The organism is Cupriavidus sp. 8B (genome assembly GCF_054589115.1).
Genome location: NZ_BAAILO010000329.1, coordinates 111393 through 135543 on the forward strand (window position 1 = coordinate 111393; position 24151 = coordinate 135543).

A 24151-nucleotide genomic window follows, 5' to 3' on the forward strand; every position below is an offset into this window, starting at 1 on the left:
GACGCTGCTGCAAGGCGCGATTGAGCAAGCACCCGCCGACGCGCAGGCCAAGGCGCAGTGGCAGTTCGCCCTGCGCCAGGTGCTGGACGCGCTCAGCCCGGCCAATTGCCTGGCCACCAACCCCGAGGCGCTGCAGCTGGCGGTGGACTCCGGCGGCGCCAGCCTGGTGGAGGGCATGCGCCTGTTCCTGCAGGTCCTGGCCAAGGGCCGCGTCTCGATGACTGATGAGCAGAGCTTCGAGGTTGGCCGCAACGTGGCCACCACGCCGGGCGACGTGGTGTATGAGAACGAGCTGATGCAGCTCATCCAGTACGCACCGGGCGCGGGCAAGGTCCATCAGCGCCCGTTGTTGATCGTGCCGCCCTGCATCAACAAGTTCTATATCCTCGACCTGCAGCCCGAGAACTCATTCGTCGCCCATGCGGTCGCGCAAGGGCATACGGTCTTCCTGATGTCGTGGCGCAACGTGGCGCAAGCGCAGGGGCACCTGACATGGGACGACTACCTTGAACAGGGCGTGCTGCGCGCCATCGATGTAGCGCAGGAGATCAGCGGCGCCGACCGCGTCAACACGCTGGGCTTCTGCGTGGGCGGCACGCTGCTGGCCTGCGCGCTGGCGGTGGCCGCCGCACGGGGCCAGGACAGGGTTGCCAGCGTCACGCTGCTCACCACGATGCTGGACTTCGTTGATACCGGCGAGATCGGCCTGCTCGTCAACGACGCCATGGTCGCGATGCGGGAGGCCACGATCGGCCGCGGCGGGCTGCTGCGCGGCCGCGAGCTGGCCCATGTGTTCGCCGCGCTGCGCGCCAACGACCTGATCTGGCCCTATGCGGTCAACAGCTACCTGAAAGGAAGCGCGCCGCCGGCGTTCGACCTGCTGTCCTGGAACTGCGACGACACCAACCTGCCGGGGCCGATGTACTGCTGGTACCTGCGCAACGCCTACCTGGAGAACCGCCTGCGCGTGCCGGGCGGCACCGTGCAGTGCGGGGAGCCGGTGGATTTTGCCCGGGTCCAGGTGCCCGCTTTCCTCTATGCCTCGCAAGACGATCACATCGTGCCGTGGGGCAGCGCCTATGCCACCACGCGCCTGTTGGGCGGCCCGACGACCTTCGTGCTGGGCGCCAGCGGCCACATCGCCGGCGTGATCAACCCGCCAGCCAAAGGCAAGCGCCACCACTGGACCGGCCCGCTCCAGGGCGAACCGCAACGCTGGCTTGACGGCGCCGAACGCGTCGAAGGCAGCTGGTGGCCGGCCTGGACCAGCTGGCTCGCAGAACACGCCGGCCCGCGCACCGCCCCGCAGCGCTCGCCCGGCAGCACCGCCTACCCCGTGATCGAGCCCGCACCCGGGCGCTACGTCAAGGCGAAGGCCAGCTAGCTATCCGCAGGCTGGCCTGCCAATCCCCTATCCACCCTACCCCCGATTCACCCAGGAGAGTCACATGGAAGATGTTGTTATCGTCGCCGCAGCCAGAACCGCCGTCGGCAAGTTCGGCGGCTCGCTGGCCAAGGTGCCGGCCCCCGAACTGGGCGCCACGGTCATCAAGGCCTTGCTCGAGCGCAGCGGCCTGAAGCCGGAAATGGTCGACGAGGTGCTGCTGGGCCAGGTGCTGACCGCGGGCAGCGGGCAAAATCCCGCGCGCCAGGCCGCCCTCAAGGCAGGCTTGCCCAACACCGTGCCCGCCATGACCATCGGCAAGGTCTGCGGCTCCGGCCTGAAGGCCGTGCACCTGGCGGCCCAGGCCATCAAGTGCGGCGATGCGGATATCGTCATCGCCGGCGGCCAGGAGAACATGAGCGCATCGCCGCACGTGCTGGCGGGATCGCGCGACGGCCAGCGCATGGGCGACTGGAAGCTGACCGACACGATGATCGTCGACGGCCTGTGGGATGCCTTCAACCAGTACCACATGGGCACCACCGCCGAGAACGTCGCCAAGGCATACAACATCTCGCGCGAGCAGCAGGACGCGTTCGCGGCCGCGTCGCAGCAAAAGGCCGAACTGGCGCAGAAAGCCGGCCGCTTCAAGGACGAGATCGTGCCGGTCTCGATCGTCTCGAAGAAAGGCACCGTGGTCTTCGATACCGACGAGTTCATCAAGCACGGCACCACGGCCGATGCGCTGGCGGGGCTGCGGCCGGCCTTCGACAAAGCCGGCTCCGTCACCGCCGGCAATGCCTCCGGCCTGAACGACGGCGCTGCGGCGGTCCTGATGATGTCGGCAAGCAAGGCGCGCGAACTGGGACTCAAGCCCCTGGCCCGCATCGCCTCCTATGCCTCGGCCGGGCTCGACCCGACCATCATGGGCATGGGCCCGGTCCCGGCCTCGCAGCGTTGCCTGCAAAAGGCGGGCTGGAGCATCAACGACCTGGACCTGATGGAGATCAATGAGGCCTTCGCCGCCCAGGCGTGCGCGGTCAACCAGGAGATGGACTGGGACGCCAGCAAGATCAACGTCAATGGCGGCGCCATCGCCATCGGGCATCCCATCGGCGCATCCGGCTGCCGCATCCTGGTCACCCTGCTCCATGAGATGGCCCGGCGCGACGCCAGGCGTGGCCTGGCGTCGCTATGCATTGGCGGCGGCATGGGCGTGGCGCTGGCCGTCGAGCGCTAAGACAGCATTCATTCCACAAGGAGAAACGATGAGCAAGCAACGCGTAGTACTGGTCACGGGCGGCATGGGCGGCCTGGGTGAAACCATTTCCACCAAGATGGCCGATGCCGGCTACCGGGTAGCGGTCACCTATTCGCCGGGCAACACCACCCATGGCGAATGGGTCCGGCAGATGAAGGCGCGCGGCTACGACATCCTCGCCGTGCCCTGCGACGTGGCGGACATCGATTCGTGCGCGAAGGCGGTGGCTGCCGTGATGGAAGTCGCCGGCCCGGTCGACGTGCTGGTCAACAACGCCGGCATCACGCGCGACATGACCTTCAAGAAGATGGACAAGGTGAACTGGGACACGGTGCTGCGCACCAACCTGGACAGCCTGTTCAACATGACCAAGCAGGTCGCCGACGGTATGGTGGAGCGCGGCTGGGGCCGCATTGTCAACGTGTCGTCGGTCAACGGCTCGAAGGGCGCGTTCGGCCAGACCAACTACTCGGCTGCCAAGGCCGGCGTGCACGGCTTCACCAAGGCGCTGGCGCTGGAAGTCGCCAGGAAAGGCGTCACGGTAAACACCATCTCGCCCGGCTACATCGGCACCAAGATGGTCACCGCCATTCCCGAGGAGATCCTGAACACCAAGATCCTGCCGCAGATCCCGGTAGGCCGGCTGGGCAAGCCGGAGGAAGTGGCGGGCCTGATCATCTACCTGGCCTCCGAGGAAGCTGCCTTCGTCACCGGCGCCAACATCGCCATCAACGGCGGCCAGCATATGCAGTGACGTTTGGCGGTGGCGGCCGGCGCACGGCCACCACGCGGCCACCGCACGGCCACCGCACGGCAGCAGAACAACTACGCAAGGCAGCAACCGGAGACCACATGAAATCCATGGGCATCGATCGCGACGCGCTGATTCAGCAGTTCACGCAAGCGTCGGAGAAGCAAGGCGAATCCCTGCAGCAGGCTGTCCAGCAGGCGACGCTCAAGGCATTGCAAAGCCGGGAACTGACGCTCAAGAGCATCAAGGACACGCTGAAGATGGTCACCCAGGCGGCCTCCGCCGGGGGGCCAGCAGCGGGCTCGCGGGAGCAGGGCTTGAGCCGATGCTGTCGCAGGTGGCGCAGGGCATGGACGCCGCGCTGGTGCAGGCGGTGGAGGCAAATCGGCGGGCGTTGCAGCAGATCGTCGACCAGGGCACGCAATTGCGCGAAACGCACCTCAAGAAGGCCGTGGCCGACATCGAGAAGATGGAGGACGCGCTGTTCAGCACAGTGGCCAAATCCATCGGCGACTTGCCGCAGGCCGTGCAAGGGCCCTGGTCGACGGTGCTGGACGGCATGAAGGTGAAGGGCACGGCCACCGGGGCCAGCGCGACGGCAGTGGTCGAGCAGCTGGCCACCCAGGCGCGCGAGCTCACGCGCGAGGGACGGGCCTTTGCGCAAAGCAGCACCGAGGCCTGGCTCGAGCACTACGCCACGCTGGTCAGCGGCGTGCTGATCGGCATGTCGAATGGCCTGGCCGGGGAAGGCAAGCGCTGATCTCGTTCAAGCCACACCTCGGCCCGGCAATCTGCGTTGCCGCCCCTCTCCCGCAAGCGGGAGAGGGGCGCAAACCAGCCGCCCCGCGGCGCCCATCCATAACCCACGGCGGAGGCCCAGATAGATGGATCCCATCCTGCTGGCGCGCATGCAGTTCGCTGCCAACATCACCTTCCATATCCTGTTCCCGACCATCAGCATCGGCCTGGGATGGTTGCTGCTGTTCTTCCGCTGGCGCTACCTGGCGGCCGACTCGCCACAGGTCCGCCATGCATGGCTGAATGCCTACCGGTTCTGGACCAAGGTGTTCGCGCTGACATTCGCGCTTGGCGTGGTCAGCGGCATCACCATGAGCTTCCAGTTCGGCACCAACTGGCCGGGCTTCATGGAAACGGTCGGCAATATTGCCGGGCCCCTGCTCGCCTATGAGGTCCTGACCGCGTTCTTTCTCGAAGCCGGCTTTCTCGGCGTGATGCTGTTCGGCCACGGCAAGGTGAGCGAACGGGTGCACCTGATGTCGACCTTCTTCGTCGCCTTCGGCACCACGCTCAGCGCCTTCTGGATCCTGGCGCTGAACTCCTGGATGCAGACACCGCAGGGCTACGAGATCATCAACGGCGAGTTCCACGTGCGGAGCTGGGTGGCCGTCGTCCTCAACCCCTCCTTCCCCTACCGCTTCTGCCACATGCTGCTGGCCTCCGCGCTGACCTGCGCCTTCCTGCTCGCGGGGCTGAGCGCGTGGCAGCTGCTCAAAGGCACGGCGCAGCTGTCCGCGCCCAAGGTGCTGCGGGTCGGACTGACCCTTGCCGCGGCCGCGATCCCGCTGCAGATCGTGATCGGCGACATGCACGGCCTGAACACGCTCGAGCACCAGCCGCAGAAGATTGCCGCCATGGAGGGCGTATGGGAGACGGAGCGCGGCGCGCCCTTGCTGCTCTTCGCCATGCCCGACGCAAGCGCTCGCACCAATCGCGCTGCCATCGGCATCCCGCATCTCGCCAGCCTGATCCTGACCCACCGCTCCGACGGCGAGATCCGCGGGCTGAACACGTTCGGCGATGCGCATCCGCCGGTTCTGCCGCTGTTCTTCGCCTTTCGCGTGATGGTGGGCATGGGCGTGCTGATGCTGGCGGCCAGCTGGCTGGGCTGGTGGTGGTACCGCCGCGCTGGCTGGCAGCCTCAGCGGCTGCCGCGCGCGCTGCTGTGGGGACTCGCGGGCATGACCTTCTCCGGCTGGATCGCCACGGTGGCTGGCTGGTACGTCACCGAGATCGGGCGCCAGCCTTTCATCGTCTACGGCCTGGTACGCACCGCCGATGTGGCCTCCAACGTGCCGGCGCCCCATATCGCCCTCACGCTGGCGCTGTTCGTGACGGTGTACCTCGCGCTGATCATCGCCTATGTCAGCGTGTTGAAGTACCTGGCGGAGAAGCCAGAGGCGCCGCTCGGGGACGAGCCCGCCGGACAAATCGCCACTGCGCCCGGCACCATCGCCACGCACGCCTTGCCGATCGGGAGCCAACCATGACCTGGATGCGTTTTGACGATGCCCTGCCCGTGATCTTCATGGCGCTGATGGGCGTCGCCATGCTGGTCTACGTGATCAGCGACGGCTATGACCTGGGCGTCGGCATGCTGATGCACCGGGCCACCCCGGCCGAGAAAGACGTCATGGTGGCGTCGATCGGCCCGTTCTGGGACGCCAACGAGACCTGGCTGGTGCTCGGCATCGGCATCCTCCTCGTGGCTTTCCCTAAGGCGCACGGTTTGATATTGACCGAGCTCTACCTGCCTGTCACGCTGATGCTGGTAGGGCTGATCCTGCGTGGCGTGGCGTTCGACTTCCGGGTGAAGGTGAAGAGCGCGCACAAGCCGATGTGGGACAGCCTCTTCTTCGCCGGCTCGACAATCGCGTCGGTCTCGCAAGGGTGGATGCTGGGACGTTACATCAGTGGCTTCGGTATCGGTTGGAACTATCCCCTGTTCGCTGCGGCCATCGCCGTGGCATTGCCGATGGCTTATGTGCTGCTCGGCGCGTGCTGGCTCGTCATGAAGACCGAGGGCGAACTCCAGCAGCGCGCGGTGCAGTGGGCCAGGATCGCGTGGGCGCCGATGGTATGCGGGCTGGTCCTGATCTCGGTGGCCACGCCCTGGATCAGCGTGGCGGTGCGCGAGCGCTGGTTCGTGCTACCGCAGATCGTCGCCCTGCTCTCCATCCCGCTGGTGACCGGCGTCGCGCTGCTTGCCGTACGCCTGCTGCTCAATACCCGCCTGGTGCGCGGGCCGGTGAGCTGGCTGCCTTTCGTGCTGCTGATCGGGGTCTTTGTGCTCAGCTTCCTCGGGCTGGCCTACAGCATCTTTCCGTTTATCGTGATCCACCGCCTGACGATCTGGCAGGCCGCCAGCAGCCCGGAGGCCTTGAAGGTGATCCTGGTGGGCGTGTGCATCTCGGTGCCGGCCATCGCCGGCTACACGGTGTTCTCGTACCGCGTATTCCGCGGCAAGACCGGCGAGCTCCGCTATGCCTAGCTGGCCCCCGCGCATGCTGCGCCGCGACACGATGCAAGCCCCCGCCGCCGGTTGCGCGGGTCTTGCGCAGCCGTGCCCCGGGAGTACACTGCATCCACTTGACCTGTGCCAGGACGAGCACGGGTCTCGCTTCCATCACTGGTATCCGGACGACAAGTCCTGCGACTTTGAGGACTGCGGAGAAAGGGCTCGCGACATGAAACTCGGCCGTATGCGCATGGGGATCTGGTGCGGTATGGCATTGGCGGCGATCGCACTGGCCACCTGGCTCGCCTATGCCATGGCGTTGCGCGCCGGGCTCGACCAGCTGCGCGTTGCCGCCCAGCATCGCCTCGATGTCGTGTCCGCGCGGCTGGACGGCGAGCTGTCCCGGTTCGACTACCTGCCATCGTTGCTCGAATCCACCACGGAAGTCTTCGAACTGCTCGGCCGGCCCGATGACGTGGCGCTCAAGCAGCAGGTCAGCCGCTACCTGCACGGCATCACCGCGACAGCCGGCGCCGACAACCTGTATGTCACCCAGCGCTCCGGCATGACCCTGGCTGCCGCCGACTGGGACCAGCCGGGCACGCCGATGGGGGCCGACCTTTCCTTCCGGCCGTATATGCGCGACGCGCTCGAACACGGCCGGGGCCGCTTCTACGGCGTGGGGTTTACCTCCGGCCGGCCCGGCTACTACCTCGCCTACGCGCTGCAGCAAGGCGGCGCGCAGCGCGGCGTGGCCACGGTCAAGGTCAACCTCGACGCCGTGGAGCGCAACTGGGTGCAGATCCCTGGCAAGGTGCTCGTGGTCGACGCTCGCGATGTGGTCATCCTGGCCTCGCTGGCGCCCTGGCGGCTGCGCCCGCTGGCGCCGCTGACGGAAGCGATGCTGGCCGAGGCCGGACGGGCCCGCACCTATGGCAAGTCCGACCTGATGCCACTGGACTGGCAGGTTCGCGCCAGGCTGGACGCGCACACCACGCGCGTGCGCCTGGATGGCGTGGATTACCTGGCCTCGGAGCGCACGGTCAACCACGGCCTCTGGCGCATCATGCTGCTGGATGACGAACTGCCCGCGCGCAACCTGGCCCGCAACGCAGCCATCGGCGCCCTGCTGGCCTGCATGGTGGTACTGCTGCTGGTGCTGGTGATTGCACTGCGCCTGCGTGCCGGGCAACAACAAGCCGCGGCGCAACGCGCGCTGCGCGCCGCGCACGATGGCCTGGAGGCCAAGGTGCTGGAGCGCACGGCTGAGCTGCGCGCGCTGCAGAGCGACCTGGTCCATGCCGGCAAGCTGGCCGCGCTCGGGCAGATGTCCGCCGGCGTGGTGCACGAGCTCAACCAGCCGCTGGCGGCCATGCGCACGCTGTCGGACAACGCCGAGGTACTGCTGGAAAAGGGCAGGCTCAAGGATGTGGCGGGCAATCTCCAGCGCATCGCCAAGCTGATCGACCGCCTTGGCCGGCTGACGCAGCAACTCAAGGTCTTTGCGTTCAAGTCCCGGGACGCGGTGCGGCCGGTCCTGATCCGCCAGGCGGTGCAGGACGCGCTGCTCCTCGTCAGCACCCGGATGCGGGAGCGCGATATCACGGTCAGCGTAGCGATCGACCCGGTTGACATCAGCGTCCTGGCTGACGAGATCCGCGTGGAGCAGGTACTGGTCAACCTGCTGGGCAATGCCGCCGATGCCTTGTCGGGCGCCCCCATCCGGGAGCTGGACATCCACGCGGCCCGGCATGACCAGCAATGCATCCTCACCATCCGCGACTCGGGCCCCGGCATCCATCCCGATGTGCTGCCACGGCTGTTCGACCCGTTCATTACAACCAAGCCGGCGGGCAAGGGCCTGGGCCTTGGCCTGATGATCTCGGCACATATCGTGCGCGAGTTCGGCGGCCGCCTGTACGCCCGCAACCTGGCGCCCGCCGGTGCCGAGTTCGTGGTCGAGCTGCCGCTGGCCCCGTCGCTGGAGAGGCAAACCAATGACTGACACCCACCCCATCCGCGTGGTTTTTGTCGAGGACGAGGAGGATGTGCTGGTCGGCAGCTCGCAGGCCCTCGAGCTGGCGGGATTCGCCGTGGACGGCTTTGCCTCGGTGGAGCAGGCGCGCAGCAGCATCGGCATCGGCGTGCCGGTGGTGGTGGTCTGCGATGTCAAGTTGCCGGGCATGAACGGCGTGGCCTGGCTGAACGAGATCCGGCACATCGACCCCGACCTGCCCGTGATCCTGATGACCGGCCACGGCGACATCTCCATGGCGGTGCAGGCCATGCGCGAGGGCGCGTACGACTTCATCGAGAAGCCGTGTTCCTCCGAGCGGCTGGTCTCCGTGGTCAGGCGCGCCGCAGACCGGCGCAAGCTCAGCCTGGAAGTGCTGGGCCTGCGCGAGCAACTGGAAAGCTGGCACGGGATCCAGGCCTGCCTGATCGGCCGCTCCGCGCAGATGGAACGGGTGCGCCGCGCGGTGCGCGCGCTGGCGGATGCGCCGGCGGACGTGGTGATCTATGGCGAGACGGGTACGGGCAAGGACCTGGTGGCGCGCTGCCTGCACGACCACAGCGCGCGCCGCACCGGCAACTTCGTGCCGCTGAATTGCGGCGGCCTGCCCGAAGCCCTGGCCGAGAGCGAGCTGTTCGGGCATGAGGTGGGCTCTTTCACGGGCGCCACGCGGCGGCGCTGCGGCAAGTTCGAGCATGCGCAGGGCGGCACCCTGTTCCTCGACGAAATCGAGAGCATGCCGATGTCGGTGCAGGTCAAGTTCCTGCGCGCGCTGCAGGAGCGCTCCATCGAGCGGGTGGGATCGAACGAATCCATCGCGGTGGATTGCCGGGTGATTGCCGCCAGCAAGGAAGACCTGAAACTGCTCAGCGAGCAAAAAAGGTTCCGTGCCGATTTGTACTACCGCATTGGCGTGGCCTTTATCGACCTGCCGCCACTGCGCGAGCGCCGCGAAGATATCCCGCTGCTGTTCGAGCATCTCATCCTGCAGGCCGCCACCCGCTTCAACCGGCCGGCGCCTGTGCTCGGGAACGCGCAGTTCGAGCTGCTGCTGTCCCATTCCTGGCCCGGCAATGTGCGGGAGCTGCGCAACGTGGCCGACCGCTTCGTGCTTGGGCTGCTGTCCGATGATTTCGAGCTGCACCGCAGCCACGCCGAGCACGGTAACAGCCTGCCGGAACAGCTTGAGCAGTTTGAACGGGTCGTAGTGATGGAGGAGCTCAAGCGCAACAACTGCGATGTGGCGGCTACCGCGCGGGCGCTCTCCATCCCCAAGCAAACGCTGTACTCCAAGCTGCGCCGCCTGCAGATCGCCTATGACAAGGTGCAGGCCGAGGAGTGACCCAGGCTCGACCCTCTATCCCCCCCGGTAGCGCGGGGGACACCCCCCCTATTTTCAAGACTTACAGGCATTCCCCATGCTTTACCAATTCCACGAACTCAAGAGCGCCATGCTGTTGCCGCTCACCGCGCTGGCCCAGGCAACGTCGCGCACCTTCACCAATCCACTCAGCCCGCTGTCCATGATGCCGGGCGCCAACCGGATGGCTGCCGGCTACGAACTGCTCTACCGCCTGGGCAAGGATTACAAGAAGCCGCCCTTCGACATCAAGTCGGTGCGGTGCCACGGCCGGGATATTCCCATCGTGGAACAGACCATTGTGGAGAAGCCCTTCTGCACGCTGCTGCGTTTCAAGCGCTATGCAGACGACCCTCAGGTCATCCAGATGCTGAAGGACGAGCCGGTGGTGCTGGTGTGCGCCCCGCTGTCCGGACACCACGCGACCCTGCTGCGCGACACGGTACGGACCCTGCTGCAGCACCACAAGGTCTATGTGACGGACTGGATCGATGCCCGCATGGTGCCGGCGGAGGATGGCCCCTTCCACCTGACGGACTATGTGCATTACATCCAGGACTTCATTCGCCACATCGGCGCGCAGAACCTGCATGTCATCTCCGTATGCCAGCCCGCCGTGCCCGTGCTTGCCGCCATCTCGCTGCTGGCATCGGCCGGCGAGGCCACGCCGCGGACCATGACCATGATGGGCGGCCCGATCGATGCGCGCCGCAGCCCCACTGCCGTGAACGCGCTGGCCACCGACAAGTCATTCGAGTGGTTCGAGAACAACGTGATTCATGCCGTGCCGGCCAACTACCCGGGCCACGGCCGCAAGGTCTACCCAGGGTTCCTCCAGCATGCCGGCTTTGTGGCGACCAACCCGGATCGCCACCTCTCATCGCACTACGACTACTACCAGAACCTGGTCGATGGCGACCTGGACGACGCCGAGGCCCATGTACGTTTCTATGACGAGTACAACGCCGTGCTCGACATGGCCGCGGAGTATTACCTGGATACGATCCGCGACGTGTTCCAGGAATTCCGCCTGGCCACCGGCACGTGGGAAATCGGCGGCAAGCCGGTGCGGCCGCAGGACATCAAGGGTGCGGCGCTGCTGACCATAGAAGGCGAACTGGACGACATCACGGGAGCGGGCCAGACCGCGGCGGCGCACGACCTGTGCTCTGGCATTCCCGGTGAGCGCAAGCAGCATGTCACCGCGCTCGGGTGCGGGCACTACGGCATCTTCTCAGGCCGGCGCTGGCGCGAGGAGATCTATCCGCAACTGCGCGCCTTCATCGCCAGCTATCGCTGAGCGGGCCATTCCGATGCCCGAGGAGCGCGCCCTTGAGCGGCGCTCCCCAGCAATTGCATAGGCCCCGGGATGGGCAGGCGCCTTAATCCGTCTGGTCCGGGATAGCCCGGATCAGCTCATCGAGCTGTGCGCTCATGGGCAGGCCGAGCCGCTCGCCGGTGGGCAGCTTGTTCATGAACCATTGCTTGTACATGCGATCGATCTCCCCGGACACCGCCAACTCACGCACCGCCCTGTCCACCACGGCGGCGAACTGCGGATCGCCCTTGCGGAACATGATCCCGTAGGGATCGTAGGAGAGGAAATCGCCGGTGATCTGGAACTTGCCGCCAGCCCCGCTGCTGCGCAAAAAGCCGTACAGCAGCACATCATCCCCCGCATAGGCATCCGCGCCGCCGTGCTCCAGCACCTTGAACGCATCGGCATGGTCCCGCGCCTTGATGATCTTCAGTTGCAGGTCGAAGCGGGCCGAAAGCCGCTCAATGGCTTCCACATTGGTGGTGCCGCCGGTCGCGACCACGTACTTTCCCTTCAGGTCCTTGAACGACTTGATCGACGATCCCCTTGGCACCATCAGCTTGGTCCCGGCCACGAAGATCACCGGCGAGAACGACACGAGCTTCTGGCGCTCGGCGTTCCGGGTGGTCGAGCCGCACTCCAGGTCGACCTTGCCGGACGTGACCGCGTCGAAACGATTCTCCGAGGTGACCGGCGCCCATTGGATGCTGACCTCGCGGCCCACCTCCGCCGCCGCCGCGTCCACGATCGCGCGGCAGATATCGATGGAATAGCCGACCGGCTTGCCGAGCCTGTCCAGGTACGAAAAGGGCAGGGACGACTCGCGATAGCCGATGGTCAGGGTGCCGCTTTCCTTCGCCTTCTTCAACGTGCCGGCCAGTTCCCCCGCCTGTTGCGCCGACGCCGCGGCGGCGGACAATGCCGCGCACAGCGCAACGGCCGCCCACATCACGATTTGCCGGCACCTGCGGCGGCTGCGCCCGTCGCTCACGCGTGCTCCGTTTGAAATCATTTGATTTGCACTCCTGCAATGATCGTTCGCACAATGCCAGGCACGCCATGCGCGAGGCCGCCAGCGAGGCGCCCGGCGCGCACGCCGGTCAGGCCTGGACCGCGTCCGGCTTGGCGAGCGGGGCGTGCGCATCCGATGCGGTGCTGTCGCCCTCGCCTTCCACATCCGACTCGCCAGCCAGCTGGCCCTCCCACTTCGCCACCACGGCAGCGGCAATCGAGTTGCCCACGGCGTTGGTCGCGGAGCGGCCCATGTCCAGGAACTGGTCGACCCCCATGATCAGCAGCAAGCCCGCTTCCGGAATGCCGAACTGGTTCAGCGTGGCGGCGATCACCACCAGCGATGCGCGCGGCACCCCGGCCATGCCCTTGGACGTCAGCATGAGCAGCAGCAGCATGGTGATCTGGGTACCGATCGGCAGATGGATGTCATAAGCCTGGGCGATGAACAGCACGGCAAACGTGCAGTACATCATGGTGCCGTCGAGGTTGAACGAGTAGCCCATCGGCAGCACGAAGCTGGAGATCTTGCGGTTCACGCCGAACCGGTCCAGCGCGGTGAGCATCTTCGGATAGGCGGCCTCCGAGCTAGCGGTGGAGAACGACAGCAGGAAGGGCTCGCGAATCAGCCGGATCAGCGTGAACACCCGCTTGCCCAGGAAGAAGAACCCGGCCGCCACCAGCAGGCCCCACAGCACCACCAGCCCAAGATAGAAGCTGCCCATGAACTTGGCAAAGGTGAGGAGGATGCCCAGGCCTTGCGTGGTCACGGTGGACGCGAGCGCGGCAAATACGGCTACCGGTGCCATCCACATCACGGCGCCGGTGATCTTGAGCATGGTCTGCGCAAGGTCGTCGATGACGCCGGCCAGCCGCTTGCCCGTCTCCCCCAGCGTCGACAGCGCGGTGCCGAAGAAGATCGAGAACACCACGATCTGCAGGATTTCGTTGTTGGCCATGGACTCGGCCACGGACTTCGGCACCAGGTGCGTAACAAAGTCCTTCAGCGTGAAGGCGTTGGTCTTCAGGTTGGTGGCCGCCCCAACGTCCGGCAGCGGCAGGCCGATGTTGTGGCCCGGCTGCAGGAGGGTGGCGAGTATCAGGCCCAGCGTGAGAGAAATGAACGAAGCCACGATAAACCAGCCGAGTGCCTTCACGCCAACGCGGCCGACGGTACTCGCATCGCCCATGTGCGCAATACCAACCACCAGCGTGGAGAACACCAGCGGCGCGATGATCATCTTGATCAGGCGCAGGAAGACGTCGGTAAAGATCGAGATGTAGCCGGCAATCTCCTTGGCGGTACCGGGATCCGGGAAGGCCTGGTGGCAGCTATAGCCGACGATGACGCCGAGGATCATCGCGATGACGATGTATGTGGTGATTGGGCGCTTCTTTTTCATGACTGCTCCTTGGATTCTTGCGAGCCTGCTTTTCCGAAGCCGCCACCCTCGGACAGGTCCAGGCGATATGGGCCCCCACGAGCCGAAACGGATCGCGTGCTGCTTGTGTTTCAGCGTGTTAGATGGCTAGCGTGCGGCCAGCGACAGCCTGGTTTCGATATGCATGCCTTCCCCTGACTATGAGACTAGGAAACTCATTGAAAACTGCCAACATCGTCGAGCATCCAGCGGCGCGCGGGCGCCACCGCGTGCCGCAGCGCCGTACTCTCCACGTCGAACTCGATCATCCGCGCGCCGGGCAGGAAATGGCTGCATGACTGCCTCCAGATGGCATCCGGCCAGACCATTTCGACAGCACCGTCATACGGGTGGTAGACGGCGCTGTACAACGTCCCGTGGCCGCGCCCGTAGGATGTTTGAAACAGCGGCGGGCGCAGCAGCGCGCGCAGGACAGCCTTGGAATCCTCGGCCTGCCGCACCGCAACAGCCAGCGTCTGCTCCCTGGCTTCTGCCAGGGTCGCGTTGGCGTGCGCCGCCCACTCGACGCCATGCTGCAGGTTGCTGACCGCCTGCTTGCGCACCACCTCGAGCGGGCGGTCGGGCGTGACGAACACCGTTGCCCACTGCGCGCGGCGGTCAAGCAGGCTCACCGTGTAGCTCATATGCACCGGGATGCGCGCGAGCATTTCCACGGCCTGCTCGACGTTCTGCGCGAACTCCAGCACGTAGCGCAAGACCAGCGGAATGCCGAATCCATTACCCACCGCCTTGCGGCCCCCGAACGACAGCGACGCGGCCAGGCCGCTCTCGTTGATGCCGTCGAGCGCGCCCCACAGGCAGTCATTGACCGCCACCACCCGCTGGCCATGCCATCTGGACGCCAGCCAGACACCCTCGAGCAAAGCCGGGGCGAAATCGTAATTGCGTAACAGCGCGGGCGTGGCGCCCGCGGCCTGCTGCCCGTCCACCGGCAGCCACACCGCCTGGGAGCAGCCCGCGATATAGGGCGGGGGGCCCCACATCGACAGGAAGCGCGCCTCCAGGTCGCCGCCGCCGGCCAGCTCGACCAGCCGCTCCCAGGTCGGGACCAGTTCCGGCATATGGTTGCGCAAGGCCTTGCGGCACATCAGGTAGCCGGGCCGCGCGCGGTCACCGTCGCGCAGATACCATTGCCGGTATCCAGGCCAGAATTGCCGGAAGATGTTCTGCCATCGCTGGCCGGGCAAGTCCTCACTGATCGCTTCGAAAGTACAACGCATGAATTCTTGCCCTCTCGTGGTTGGACTTGCGGCCTACAGGATCTTGAAGGCGCCCGGCTGCGGCGCCAGCCCGGCCTGCGCGGCAGCCAGCGGCTTGGCCACGTAGTATTGCTTGATGCCGCGGATCCATTGGTGCGCGCGCTCGTTGAGCTTGAATTCATCGTTCATCGAGCGGCCCCGCGTGATCAGGATGCCGAGATCCGCACCCTCATAACGATAGTCGCCGGGCCCGGTGATACGCAAGAAGAAGGCTTCGTGCTCGCTCTCGATCTCGCGTCGGTTGGAATCGAAGCGGTGGTAGGACACGGCGCCGTCGGACGCCATGCGGTAGATGCCAGATGGCGGTGCATGGGTCACGATGTCCACGTTGTCCTCGGTGGATTTGATGACCAGCTGGGACCAGCCGTCGATGAACGACTTCTCGGCCCAGCGCTCATTGAGCTCGCGCACATTGAGGTCGAACGGCACGCCCGAGAACTCGAGCAGGTGGAACAGGAACAGCGGCGCGTCCGCATAGGCAAAGGCCGCGTGATTGGTCATCGGGCTGGCACCGCAAATGCGTGGATTCAGCTCGCCCAGATATACCTCTCCGGTATCCACGTCGATCAGGAAATCCAGGTCGAAGTAGCCGCGATAGCCCTCTTCCAGCAACTGGTTGCCAAACCGGAAGGCCATGTCGCGCGCCTTCATCCGGACCTCTTCGGAGAACGCCCCGGGGAAGATCTCGTTGCCGCACCAGCCGCCCTTGTAGGGGGTCAGCTCGCGCGCGCCCACCACCTCGGTCAGCAGCGGCCCGACCAGCGTGCCGGACTGCGTGGCGCACGCCTCCAGGGTCGCGCCCCGACAGTTGATGCGCTTCATGATCTTGACTTCGGGGTCGTTGACGATCTCATCCTTGTGCTTGTTGAAGTCGTCAACGCTTGCGATAAAGAAGGTGGTGTGGCCGGAGTCGCCGAACGCGCTCTGCACCACCAGGTCATTGCCCAGGCCATGGTGCTCCGCGATCTGCATCAAGTGCGCGTAGCTGTCGACTTTCTCCAGCGCGTTGGGCACCGAGTGCACGCCGGCCTTGTTGCCGATGCGCACGGTCTCCATCTTGTTGTCGCAGCGGCTGCGCAGCGCGGCCGGCGGGAACCACACGTCAAGCCCGAGTTCGTCGGCGAGCTCCTCGGTCTTTTCGTCGAACATCAGGAAGGTGGCTGCCGGCCTTCCTCCCCGCTGCTCGATCATCTGCACCACATCCTTGTGTTGCAGCAGGTAGTTGTTGATGTCTTCGATCGAGGTGAACTCCTCGTGCGGCAGCGCTTGCGGCACGAAGACGTTAGGATGGCGCCCGTCGAAGCAATCGATGTAGTTGATGTACTTGAAACGGTTAACCCACTGATCGATGCCCAGGAGATTGAAGTTGGTGGCGCTGATGAAGTAGATAGGCTTCTCGTTCCTATGGAACATCACGCGCAGATCTGAGACATTACGGACTTTTTGCATCGCGGCTTTCTCCTGAGGAATTCGGGGCCGGCTGGACGCGGGTTTCCCGCGGCTCCTGGAGATCCAGGTCCGGCATTCTTTTTTTGCTGGCATGGGCTCTGTTGCGAGAAACCGGGCGCCAAGCCCGCTCCCGGCCTCCCGCCTCGCTACTTTTTTAGCGCGGGGCGTTCCGCCTGGGCCGCCGCTGCCACTTCATCGACCGTTGCCGTCGAGACTTCCACGACGGTCGAGACCGAGGCGTTGGCCGCGGCCGCAACCGCTGCCGCCGCCTCGCCGGCTGCCTGGAGCGCCAGTTGCTGGAGCGCTCCGTCGCCGAACACGCGGAAGCCCAGTTCCGGGCGGTAGCCGTGGATCTCCCGCACGTCCAGCGCCTGCATGAACTCGAGAATCTCCGAGCTGATGACCTGCCCCGGCACCAGGATCGGGAAGCCCGGGGGATATGGGATCACGAACAGGGCCGATACCACCTCACGCCCCTTGGAGATGGCCTTGGCCACCTCGGCCATGTTCAGGTACTCGCAATTCTCCTCGTCATAGGACATGAAGAAGGCCTTGCGGATATCGCCGTCCGGCGTTTCGATCTGCCCGCTGTTGCACACGCTGCGGAACGCAAAATGGAAGTGCGAGAAGTCCGGCAGCGGCGGCAGCTCCTTGGTCAGCGACGACACGCGCTTCTCGTGCAGGCGGCGCTCGATCACGCTCATGTCCGCGGTGCGCTCCTCCAGCTCCCTGGCAATCTTGATCAGCACCTCGATCAGGTAGGCCACGGACGAGCGCGTGGTGCCGATATTGGTCATGAACAGCACGGTGTTGCGGGACGTCTTGTTGATCTGGATGCCGTACTTGTCCATCAGGTACTTGTTCTTGAACGTGTCGCCGTCGATGCCGGAGGTGCCGATCGAGAGCGTCAGGCGCGTCGGGTCCAACGCGAACTCATCCACGCGCCATGCGGCTTCCATGTTCGCCCAGCCGGATTCGGGGCTGTAGTAGGCCTCGATGCCCGATGGCCGGTACGCGGTCGGCACCACCCGGGAGACGTTGAGGAACTGGAAGTACTTCTTCAGCAACGGGTGTGTATGGATCCACTCGCGCAGCGTCATGGCCAGTTCCATCTGGCGCTGGACCAGCTCGTAGCCTTCCAGCTCCACCTGGCGGCGGCCGACATCGAGCGAGGCCAGGATCTGGTAGTTCGGCGATGTGGAGGTGTGCGTCATGTACGCCTCGTGGAACGCCTCCTCCGCCTTGTCCTTGAAGTCCTGGTCCCAGACATGGATCATGGAGCCCTGCCGCAGCGAGGTCAGGGTCTTGTGGGTGGACTGGGTCGCATAGACCCGGACCCGCGCGCGGTCCGGATCGGGCATCAGCCGGGTGGCCACGAGCTTGTCCTCGTCGTCCCAGTCAGCGCCGCCGAACGACGCGGTGAAATCCTCGTAGCGCCGCCGATAGTCCGCGCTATCGAGCTCGCGGCGCAGGCGCGATGCGCAGTCCATGCCGGTGCGCTGGCGGTAGGTGGGGTGAAAGCGGGCAAAAGCGAACCAGGCCTCGTCCCACAGGAAGATCAGGTCCGGCTTGATGGCCAGGCACTCCTCCATCACGCGCTTCACGTCATAGACCACGCCATCGAAGGTACAGTTGGTCAGCAGCACCATCTTGACCTTGTGCAGCGTGCCCGCCTGCTTGAAACGCAGCAACGTGCGCTTCATCTGGGCGATGGGGACGGCGCCGTACATCGAGAAATCGTCCAGCGGATAGGAGTCGAGATACGCCACCTTGGCACCCGCCAGGACCATGCCATAGTGGTGCGACTTGTGGCAGTTGCGGTCTACCATCACGATATCGCCCGGCTTGACCAGCGCCTGCACCACGATCTTGTTGGCAGTCGACGTGCCATTGGTCGCGAAGAAGGTGCGGCGCGCACCAAACGCGCGCGCAGCGTACTCCTGCGCGACCTTGATGGGCCCGATGGGATCCAGCAGCGAATCCAGCCCGCCGGAGGTGGCGGAGGTCTCCGCCATAAAGAGATTCAGGCCATAGAACTGCGCCATGTCCTGGATCCAGTGGGAGTTCATGATCGATTTGCCGCGCGCCAGCGGCAAGGCGTGGAACACCCCGGTTGGCTGCTTCGAGTACTCCTTGAGCGCCGTGAAGAACGGCGTCTTGTAACGCTCCGACACGCCCTTCATGATCGACATGTACAGCTCGGTGTGATCCTCCTCCCGGAAGAAGATCCGGTTGAAGACCTCGCCCAGCCGCGACGCGATCTCCTCGGCCTTCACATCCGTGACCAGGTACAGATCCAGTTCGGGACGCAGTTCCGCAATCTTCTGACCCAACAAGGGGCCGCGCTCGGACTCCGGCTGCTCCTCGATGCCCTCGTCCAGCCCTTCCAGGAACTTGCGCAGCAGGTCCAGTTCGTATTCCGATTTGAACGGAAAGCCATGCCGGATCACGCAAGCCTGCAGGTTGAAGTTGAAGAGCGTGGCGATCAGCGCGTCCTCGAAGCTTGGCACCACCACCACGTCCCAGACGAAGGGGTCATCCACCCGCTGCTTGCGCTGGACGCGCCGGCGCAGGGCCTCTTCGTCCTCGCGCGTCATGTCGTCGACGATCAGGACTTCGAAGTACGGTCGTGCTATTTGCGCCTGCATCTCCTCTTCCGTCTCGATCTCCGACGGCTCTTCGGATTCCGCATCCAGCGACAGCTTCTTGTGGCGGTAGGTATCGCTGGCCAGCATGCGGTTGATACGGTGCACGGCGATATTCAGCCGGCCCAGATCGCCAGCCTCGAACCACGCCGTCAGCTCCTCGAACAAGCGGTGCCCGGGAAACGCCCAGAACCGCTCGATCGGCTCGAGCATGGCCAGCGTCTCCTTTACCCGGGCGTGGCGCTCGACGAATTCCTTGCACTCCCGCGCGAGATTGACCAGGCGGCCCAGGTCATCAGTCAGATTCATCCAGCCATCCGCGCGCATTTCCCAAACGCTGCGGTAACGGTTTAGGGAAATGTTCTGCCCGGTCTTTGCTTTTCGTGCCGTGCTGCGTGCCATGTTATTCCTCTGCTAACTAGATAATCTCAACGCGCGGATCAGCAGCTGCGAATCCGTTGAATCGAACGACCGTTTTATTCCTGGTTTTATATTTACCCGTCGATATCCATTAACCGGATCAATAACAACCCAGAAGGCAAGCGCTACCCATTGGGCCAGCGATCACGCTTTCCCCCGGATATTTGAATACGGTTTTTTTCCCGCCACGCCGGGAAGGCATGGCGGCCTGCCGGGGCTTTCCCCCTGCGGCTACTCGCCCGCCGGCCCGGTCACTTCCGGCTGTGCGTCTTCCAGGACACCCGGCTTCACCAGCTTTCCGAGCGAATGGAGATAGGCATCGGCACCGCTGTTGCGCTGGTAGACCGGGAACTCCACCTCCCGGTCGCGGAAACTCTTCAGCGGCTGGCCAAGCCCACGCAAGCCACGCTCGCGCTCGCGCCGGACCTTCTCGAAATCGATCTCGACGGGAATGATCTCAGCGGTGCCCGAGCCGGCTTCGTGCAGCACATAGCCAGCAGGATCCACCACGATGGAGCGGCCCACGCCACCATCGCCGACCCCATTGATATCGAAGAAGTAGACCTGGTTGGTTGCGGCCGATGCCCGCACGATCGACAGTTCGATATCGCGGTCGATGGTGTCCGTCATGGTCGGGTGCAGGATGACTTCCGCGCCCATCGCCACCAGTGTCCGGGTGGTCTCCGGGAACCACATGTCATAGCAGATCGAGATACCAAAGCGCCCCGCGTGCGGCACGTCGAACACCACGAACTCGCTGCCCGCGGCAATGCCTTGCTCGTAGGGCCGAAAGGGAAACAGCTTGCGGAAACGGGCGACCACGTTCCCGGCCGGATCGATCACCGGCGAGGTGTTGTAGATTGCACCATCACGGCGCTCGAACAGGGATCCCGGTATCAGCCACAAGCCGTACTTGGCGGCCATCTCGCACAGGCGGGCCTCGGCCGCGCCCGGCATTTCCTCGGCCTTGGCCGGGCTCGGGCCGAAGGCCGCCAGTTCGGAGAACAGCACCATGTCGACCCAGGGAAAGCGATGCCTGACATGCGCCAGGTAGCGATGCATCTGCGTGATGTTCTCTTCGAATGCCGACACCGGCATCTGGATACCTGCTACTGCAAAACGCTTCATTGAATGCCTCAAGAAATACAACATATCAGCGATTAACCACGCACCGACATGGGGATATCCGCCATCACCTTTTAAACCGTCCAGGCAATGATTTAAGTGCCCGCTCAATTGCAGGTCTTTCGCAGGTCTTTCCTGTTTTTTGGATTCACGGCGGCGGTTCGTTACTTGTTTTAAATGGTTATGTGGTAATGCCGCGACATGATGGGATCTACTCTACAAGCCTGTTGGCTCCACTGTATAGTGCCGGTACAAATTTTCAGATGGAGCCAAGAATTGAGAGAGACGCCGCTGACCGATTGGCTTCTCGCGCGCAGTCATTGGAGCCAGCCCGAAAGATCCGGCGCTCCGCTGAACAGGCAGTTGTTTGACGACATCCGCGAGGCCATCCTCGCCGGCCAGCTATCCCCGGGCACACGGTTGCCACCCACGCGCGAACTTGCCCGGGAACTGAGCATTGCCCGCAACACGGTTTTGTATGCCTATGAACGGCTCACCGACGAAGGCTACACGCACACACATGGCGGCAGTGGCACCTATGTTGGCGATACCGCCCCTGATCCTGCCCTGCTCGCCCGCATGGTGGACCCGAGCCAGGCCAGCGAACCCACGCCGCTCCCTGGCAATGCATCCAGGCTCTCCCAGCGCGCGCGCGAGCTGCTTGCCAGCGTTGGCGCATCTGACCTGCAAGTGGGTGCGTTCGTGCCCGGCATTCCGGATGTCAGCCAGTTCCCGCGCGGCGTGTGGCAGCGCCTGATCACCAAGGTCTGGAAGACCGCCAGCCAGGAGCAGCTGGGCTATGGCAGCCGGCATGGCTATCCGCCGCTCAAGCGTGCGTTGACGGAGTATCTGTCGCTCGCCCGGGGCGTGGATTGTTCCCCGGAACAGATCATCGTGACGCAGGGCAGCCACCAGGCCATCGATCTTTGCGCCCGGCTGCTCGCGGACCCCGGCGAACTGGTCTGGGTCGAGGACCCATGCTATTGGGGCGCGCGTAGTGTCTTTCGCTCGGCGGGCCTGCAGATGGAGGCCATCCCCGTGGACGAGCACGGGATCCAGCCACCAATTGCGCCGGAAACCGCGCCAAGGCTGATGTTCGTCACGCCCTCTCATCAATACCCTAGCGGCGTGGTGATGAGCCTTGCGCGGCGCCGCCTGCTGACGGAGCTGGCGCATCGCCACAATGCGTGGATCATCGAAGACGACTACGACAGCGAGTTCCGCTACCAGGGCGCGCCTTTGCCGTCGCTGCAAGGACTGGACCCGCATCGCAACACCATTTACGTCGGCAGCTTCTCGAAGGTGCTCTATCCCGGCTTGCGGCTCGCCTTCCTGATCGTGCCGCCGGAGCTGGTCGACGCCTTCTCGGTGGCGCAATCCGAGCTCCATCGTGGCGGGCAACTATCGGTGCAGGCGGCGCTGGCGGAGTTTATTTCCGATGGCCATTACGCGGCGCACGTACGGCGCATGCGCAAGATCTATGGCGAGCGCCAGGCGCTGCTGATTGATGAATTGCAGCGTCAGCTCGGCGACGAGGTGGCAATCGTCGGTACGGACACCGGGCTGCATTTGAGCGTCATTCTCCGGCACGCCAACGACCAGCTGGTATCGCGTTGCGCCCTGGCGCAAGGCATCGTGGCGCGCCCGCTGTCGTCCTATTTCGCCACGCCCGAGCGCTCGCAGAACGGCCTGGTCCTGGGCTACGGCGGCGTACGGGATGACGAGATCCGGCCGGCGGTGGCCAGGCTGGCTTTGGCCATCGATGTGCTGAAGAACGCCTGATCCGCGCAAGCTGCTGATTTCCTCCTGACGGCCCGACACTAGACCACGATCTCCCCGGACATCTGCGGCCTGCGCACCAATAGCTCTGCGAGCTTTTTCAACGCAGCGGCGAGATGGGCACGCGTTTCGACCCCACCCAACGAGATGCGGATCGCATTAGGCGGCGTGGGGCCGGAATAGAACGCATCGGAAGCGGTGACGCGCAGATCCTCGGCGCGCGCGGCCTGCGTCAGCGCCAGCGAAGTCCAGTAGCTCGGCAACGTATGCCAGACGTGTATGCCGCTGGGCGGCGCCTGGTCCGCGCTTGCGAGCAACTGCCGCGCAAGCTCGCGCCGCGCAAACGCTTCCGTGCGGATCCCGGCCAGCAGCTGGGCGGCGGAGCCTTCGTGAATCCACTGAGTGGCCAGGGCCGTCGACAGCGGTGTCGACATCAGCGCGAAGGAGCGCAGCGCGGCCAGCACGCCGGCCCGGCTGCGCGCTTCGGGCAGGCGGATGTAGGCGGTGCGCAGCCCCGGGCTCAGGCATTTCGACAGCGTGGCAACGTAGTAGACCTGGCCCGGCGCAAAGTGGGCCACGGGCGGCGGCATATTGATGCCGAGGAGCCAGTAGGGATCGTCCTCGATGATCCAGGCGCCGCCCTTCTGCGCGGCCAGCGCGACATCGCGGCGCCGGTGCGCGGGCATGGTCCGCGTGGTCGGGTTCTGGATGGTCGGGTTGAGGTAGATCGCGCGAGCGCCATGCTCGCGGCACGCTTGCTCCAGCGCATCGGGCCGCATCCCTTCGTCATCGGTGGCCACCGTCACCACGCGGCGCCCGAGCTGTTCGGCCGCCGCGCGCAAACCGGGATAGATCAGCGGCTCCGCAAGGATCGCCTCGCCTGGCTGCGTGAGCGTGAGGATCAGCGCCGCCAGCGCGGCCTGGGCGCCGGGGCAGGCAATCAACTGCTGCGGGCTGACCGACTCCAGCACCGGCTTCAGCCACATGGCGCCGGCGGCCCGGTCCGCCCTGCTGCCGCCACCAAGCTGGTAGGTCATGAGCAGGTGCGCATCGGAGCGCAGCAGCACCTGTGACAACCCTCGCTGCAGCAGGTCATGGAAGTCCACCCCAGCGGGAGGCGGCGGCACGTTCATGCTCAGGTCGACCATCTGCGCCAGTTCGACCTTTGGCGGGGCGACGAACGTGCCCAGCGCCCCGCGTGCCTCGATCAGGTTGCGCCGCTTGGCCTCGGTGAACGCCCGCGTCACCGTGGTGAGATCCACCCCGAGCTGCCTGGCCAGCTCGCGCTGCGGCGGCAGGCGGTCGCCCGGGTTCAGGCGCCCTTCTCCCACCGCGCGCTCGATGAAGCCAACGATCTGCTGGTAGCGCGCGCCCTCGCCGCGCACGAAGGCGGCGGCCCAGTCGGGTCCGTCGCCCTCATCTTGTATGGATTTATTCTGATGCATTTTGCTTGATGTATGGGCTTTGTCTTACATTATCATGCGCCGCAGCATCACACAAATCCATACATTTAACGCTTTGTATGCGTTTCCCGCCAGTCCGGCGGAATCCCCTCTCTCGCGATGGTTTCCAGCGTGCCGTGGCAGGCAGTCTCGACGCGTGCGCCGGTTATGTGATGCATAACTGAGGTGTGTCTTATGCGTAACTCAATTGCCGGCGCAAGCGCTGCTGTCCGGC

Annotated in this window: 17 protein-coding genes and 1 pseudogene; 11 read left to right on the forward strand and 7 right to left on the reverse strand. The window is 65.0% G+C overall.

What is annotated here, in order from left to right:
- From phaC to ACYP5B_RS33435, 10 genes and pseudogenes are all read left to right on the forward strand, one after another.
- Positions 1-1384, forward strand: a 1384-nt coding sequence (gene phaC / locus ACYP5B_RS33390; RefSeq protein ID WP_459572482.1) for a class I poly(R)-hydroxyalkanoic acid synthase, incomplete at its 5' end; no start/stop codon positions are given.
- Between the two features lie 64 nt (positions 1385-1448).
- Positions 1449-2624, forward strand: a complete 1176-nt coding sequence (locus tag ACYP5B_RS33395; RefSeq protein WP_400102210.1) for an acetyl-CoA C-acetyltransferase — start codon at positions 1449-1451, stop codon at positions 2622-2624.
- A 28-nt stretch (positions 2625-2652) separates the two neighbouring features.
- Complete coding sequence (gene phbB / locus ACYP5B_RS33400) at positions 2653-3399, forward strand: acetoacetyl-CoA reductase (RefSeq protein WP_400102211.1); 747 nt, start codon at positions 2653-2655, stop codon at positions 3397-3399.
- A gap of 107 nt (positions 3400-3506) precedes the next feature.
- Positions 3507-3602: pseudogene (locus ACYP5B_RS33405) on the forward strand (DUF6781 family protein); the annotation flags it as partial.
- 119 nt (positions 3603-3721) lie between these two features.
- The gene (locus tag ACYP5B_RS33410) at positions 3722-4156 is read left to right on the forward strand and encodes a DUF6781 family protein (protein WP_459572483.1); all 435 of its coding nucleotides are present in this window, start codon (positions 3722-3724) and stop codon (positions 4154-4156) included.
- A 124-nt stretch (positions 4157-4280) separates the two neighbouring features.
- Entirely contained in the window at positions 4281-5684 is a 1404-nt protein-coding gene (locus ACYP5B_RS33415) for a cytochrome ubiquinol oxidase subunit I (RefSeq protein WP_459572484.1), read from the forward strand.
- 5 nt (positions 5685-5689) lie between these two features.
- Positions 5690-6685 (forward strand): cytochrome d ubiquinol oxidase subunit II, encoded by a 996-nt coding sequence (locus ACYP5B_RS33420; RefSeq protein ID WP_459572499.1) that lies wholly within the window; start codon positions 5690-5692, stop codon positions 6683-6685.
- Between the two features lie 196 nt (positions 6686-6881).
- Positions 6882-8657, forward strand: a complete 1776-nt coding sequence (locus ACYP5B_RS33425; RefSeq protein WP_400102214.1) for a sensor histidine kinase — start codon at positions 6882-6884, stop codon at positions 8655-8657.
- The gene (locus ACYP5B_RS33430; RefSeq protein ID WP_459572485.1) at positions 8650-10008 is read left to right on the forward strand and encodes a sigma-54-dependent transcriptional regulator; all 1359 of its coding nucleotides are present in this window, start codon (positions 8650-8652) and stop codon (positions 10006-10008) included. Before ACYP5B_RS33425 ends, ACYP5B_RS33430 begins: the two co-directional genes overlap by 8 nt.
- Positions 10009-10084: 76 nt before the next feature.
- The gene (locus tag ACYP5B_RS33435; RefSeq protein WP_459572486.1) at positions 10085-11326 is read left to right on the forward strand and encodes a polyhydroxyalkanoate depolymerase; all 1242 of its coding nucleotides are present in this window, start codon (positions 10085-10087) and stop codon (positions 11324-11326) included.
- Positions 11327-11408: 82 nt separating this feature from the next.
- On the opposite strand, the gene ACYP5B_RS33440 is transcribed toward ACYP5B_RS33435, so the two are convergent.
- The 6 genes from ACYP5B_RS33440 to ACYP5B_RS33465 form a co-directional block, all read right to left on the reverse strand.
- Positions 11409-12293, reverse strand: a complete 885-nt coding sequence (locus ACYP5B_RS33440; RefSeq protein ID WP_318232239.1) for an amino acid ABC transporter substrate-binding protein — start codon at positions 12291-12293, stop codon at positions 11409-11411.
- A gap of 151 nt (positions 12294-12444) precedes the next feature.
- Positions 12445-13758, reverse strand: a complete 1314-nt coding sequence (locus ACYP5B_RS33445; protein ID WP_400096178.1) for a dicarboxylate/amino acid:cation symporter — start codon at positions 13756-13758, stop codon at positions 12445-12447.
- Positions 13759-13952: 194 nt separating this feature from the next.
- A complete protein-coding gene (locus ACYP5B_RS33450; protein WP_400096177.1) occupies positions 13953-15017 on the reverse strand; it encodes a C45 family autoproteolytic acyltransferase/hydolase in 1065 nt (354 codons plus the stop codon).
- Positions 15018-15050: 33 nt separating this feature from the next.
- Positions 15051-16505, reverse strand: a complete 1455-nt coding sequence (locus ACYP5B_RS33455) for a biotin carboxylase (protein ID WP_459572487.1) — start codon at positions 16503-16505, stop codon at positions 15051-15053.
- A gap of 146 nt (positions 16506-16651) precedes the next feature.
- Positions 16652-19459 (reverse strand): aminotransferase class I/II-fold pyridoxal phosphate-dependent enzyme, encoded by a 2808-nt coding sequence (locus ACYP5B_RS33460; RefSeq protein ID WP_459572488.1) that lies wholly within the window; start codon positions 19457-19459, stop codon positions 16652-16654.
- Between the two features lie 342 nt (positions 19460-19801).
- Entirely contained in the window at positions 19802-20698 is an 897-nt protein-coding gene (locus tag ACYP5B_RS33465; RefSeq protein WP_400096174.1) for a carbon-nitrogen hydrolase family protein, read from the reverse strand.
- Positions 20699-20971: 273 nt separating this feature from the next.
- On the opposite strand from ACYP5B_RS33465, the gene pdxR reads away from it, so the two are divergent.
- Positions 20972-22477, forward strand: coding sequence for a MocR-like pyridoxine biosynthesis transcription factor PdxR (gene pdxR, locus ACYP5B_RS33470; protein ID WP_400096173.1), 1506 nt, complete (start codon positions 20972-20974; stop codon positions 22475-22477).
- A 38-nt stretch (positions 22478-22515) separates the two neighbouring features.
- On the opposite strand, the gene ACYP5B_RS33475 is transcribed toward pdxR, so the two are convergent.
- Positions 22516-23919 (reverse strand): aminotransferase-like domain-containing protein, encoded by a 1404-nt coding sequence (locus tag ACYP5B_RS33475; protein WP_459572489.1) that lies wholly within the window; start codon positions 23917-23919, stop codon positions 22516-22518.
- Positions 23920-24151: the final 232 nt, after the last annotated feature.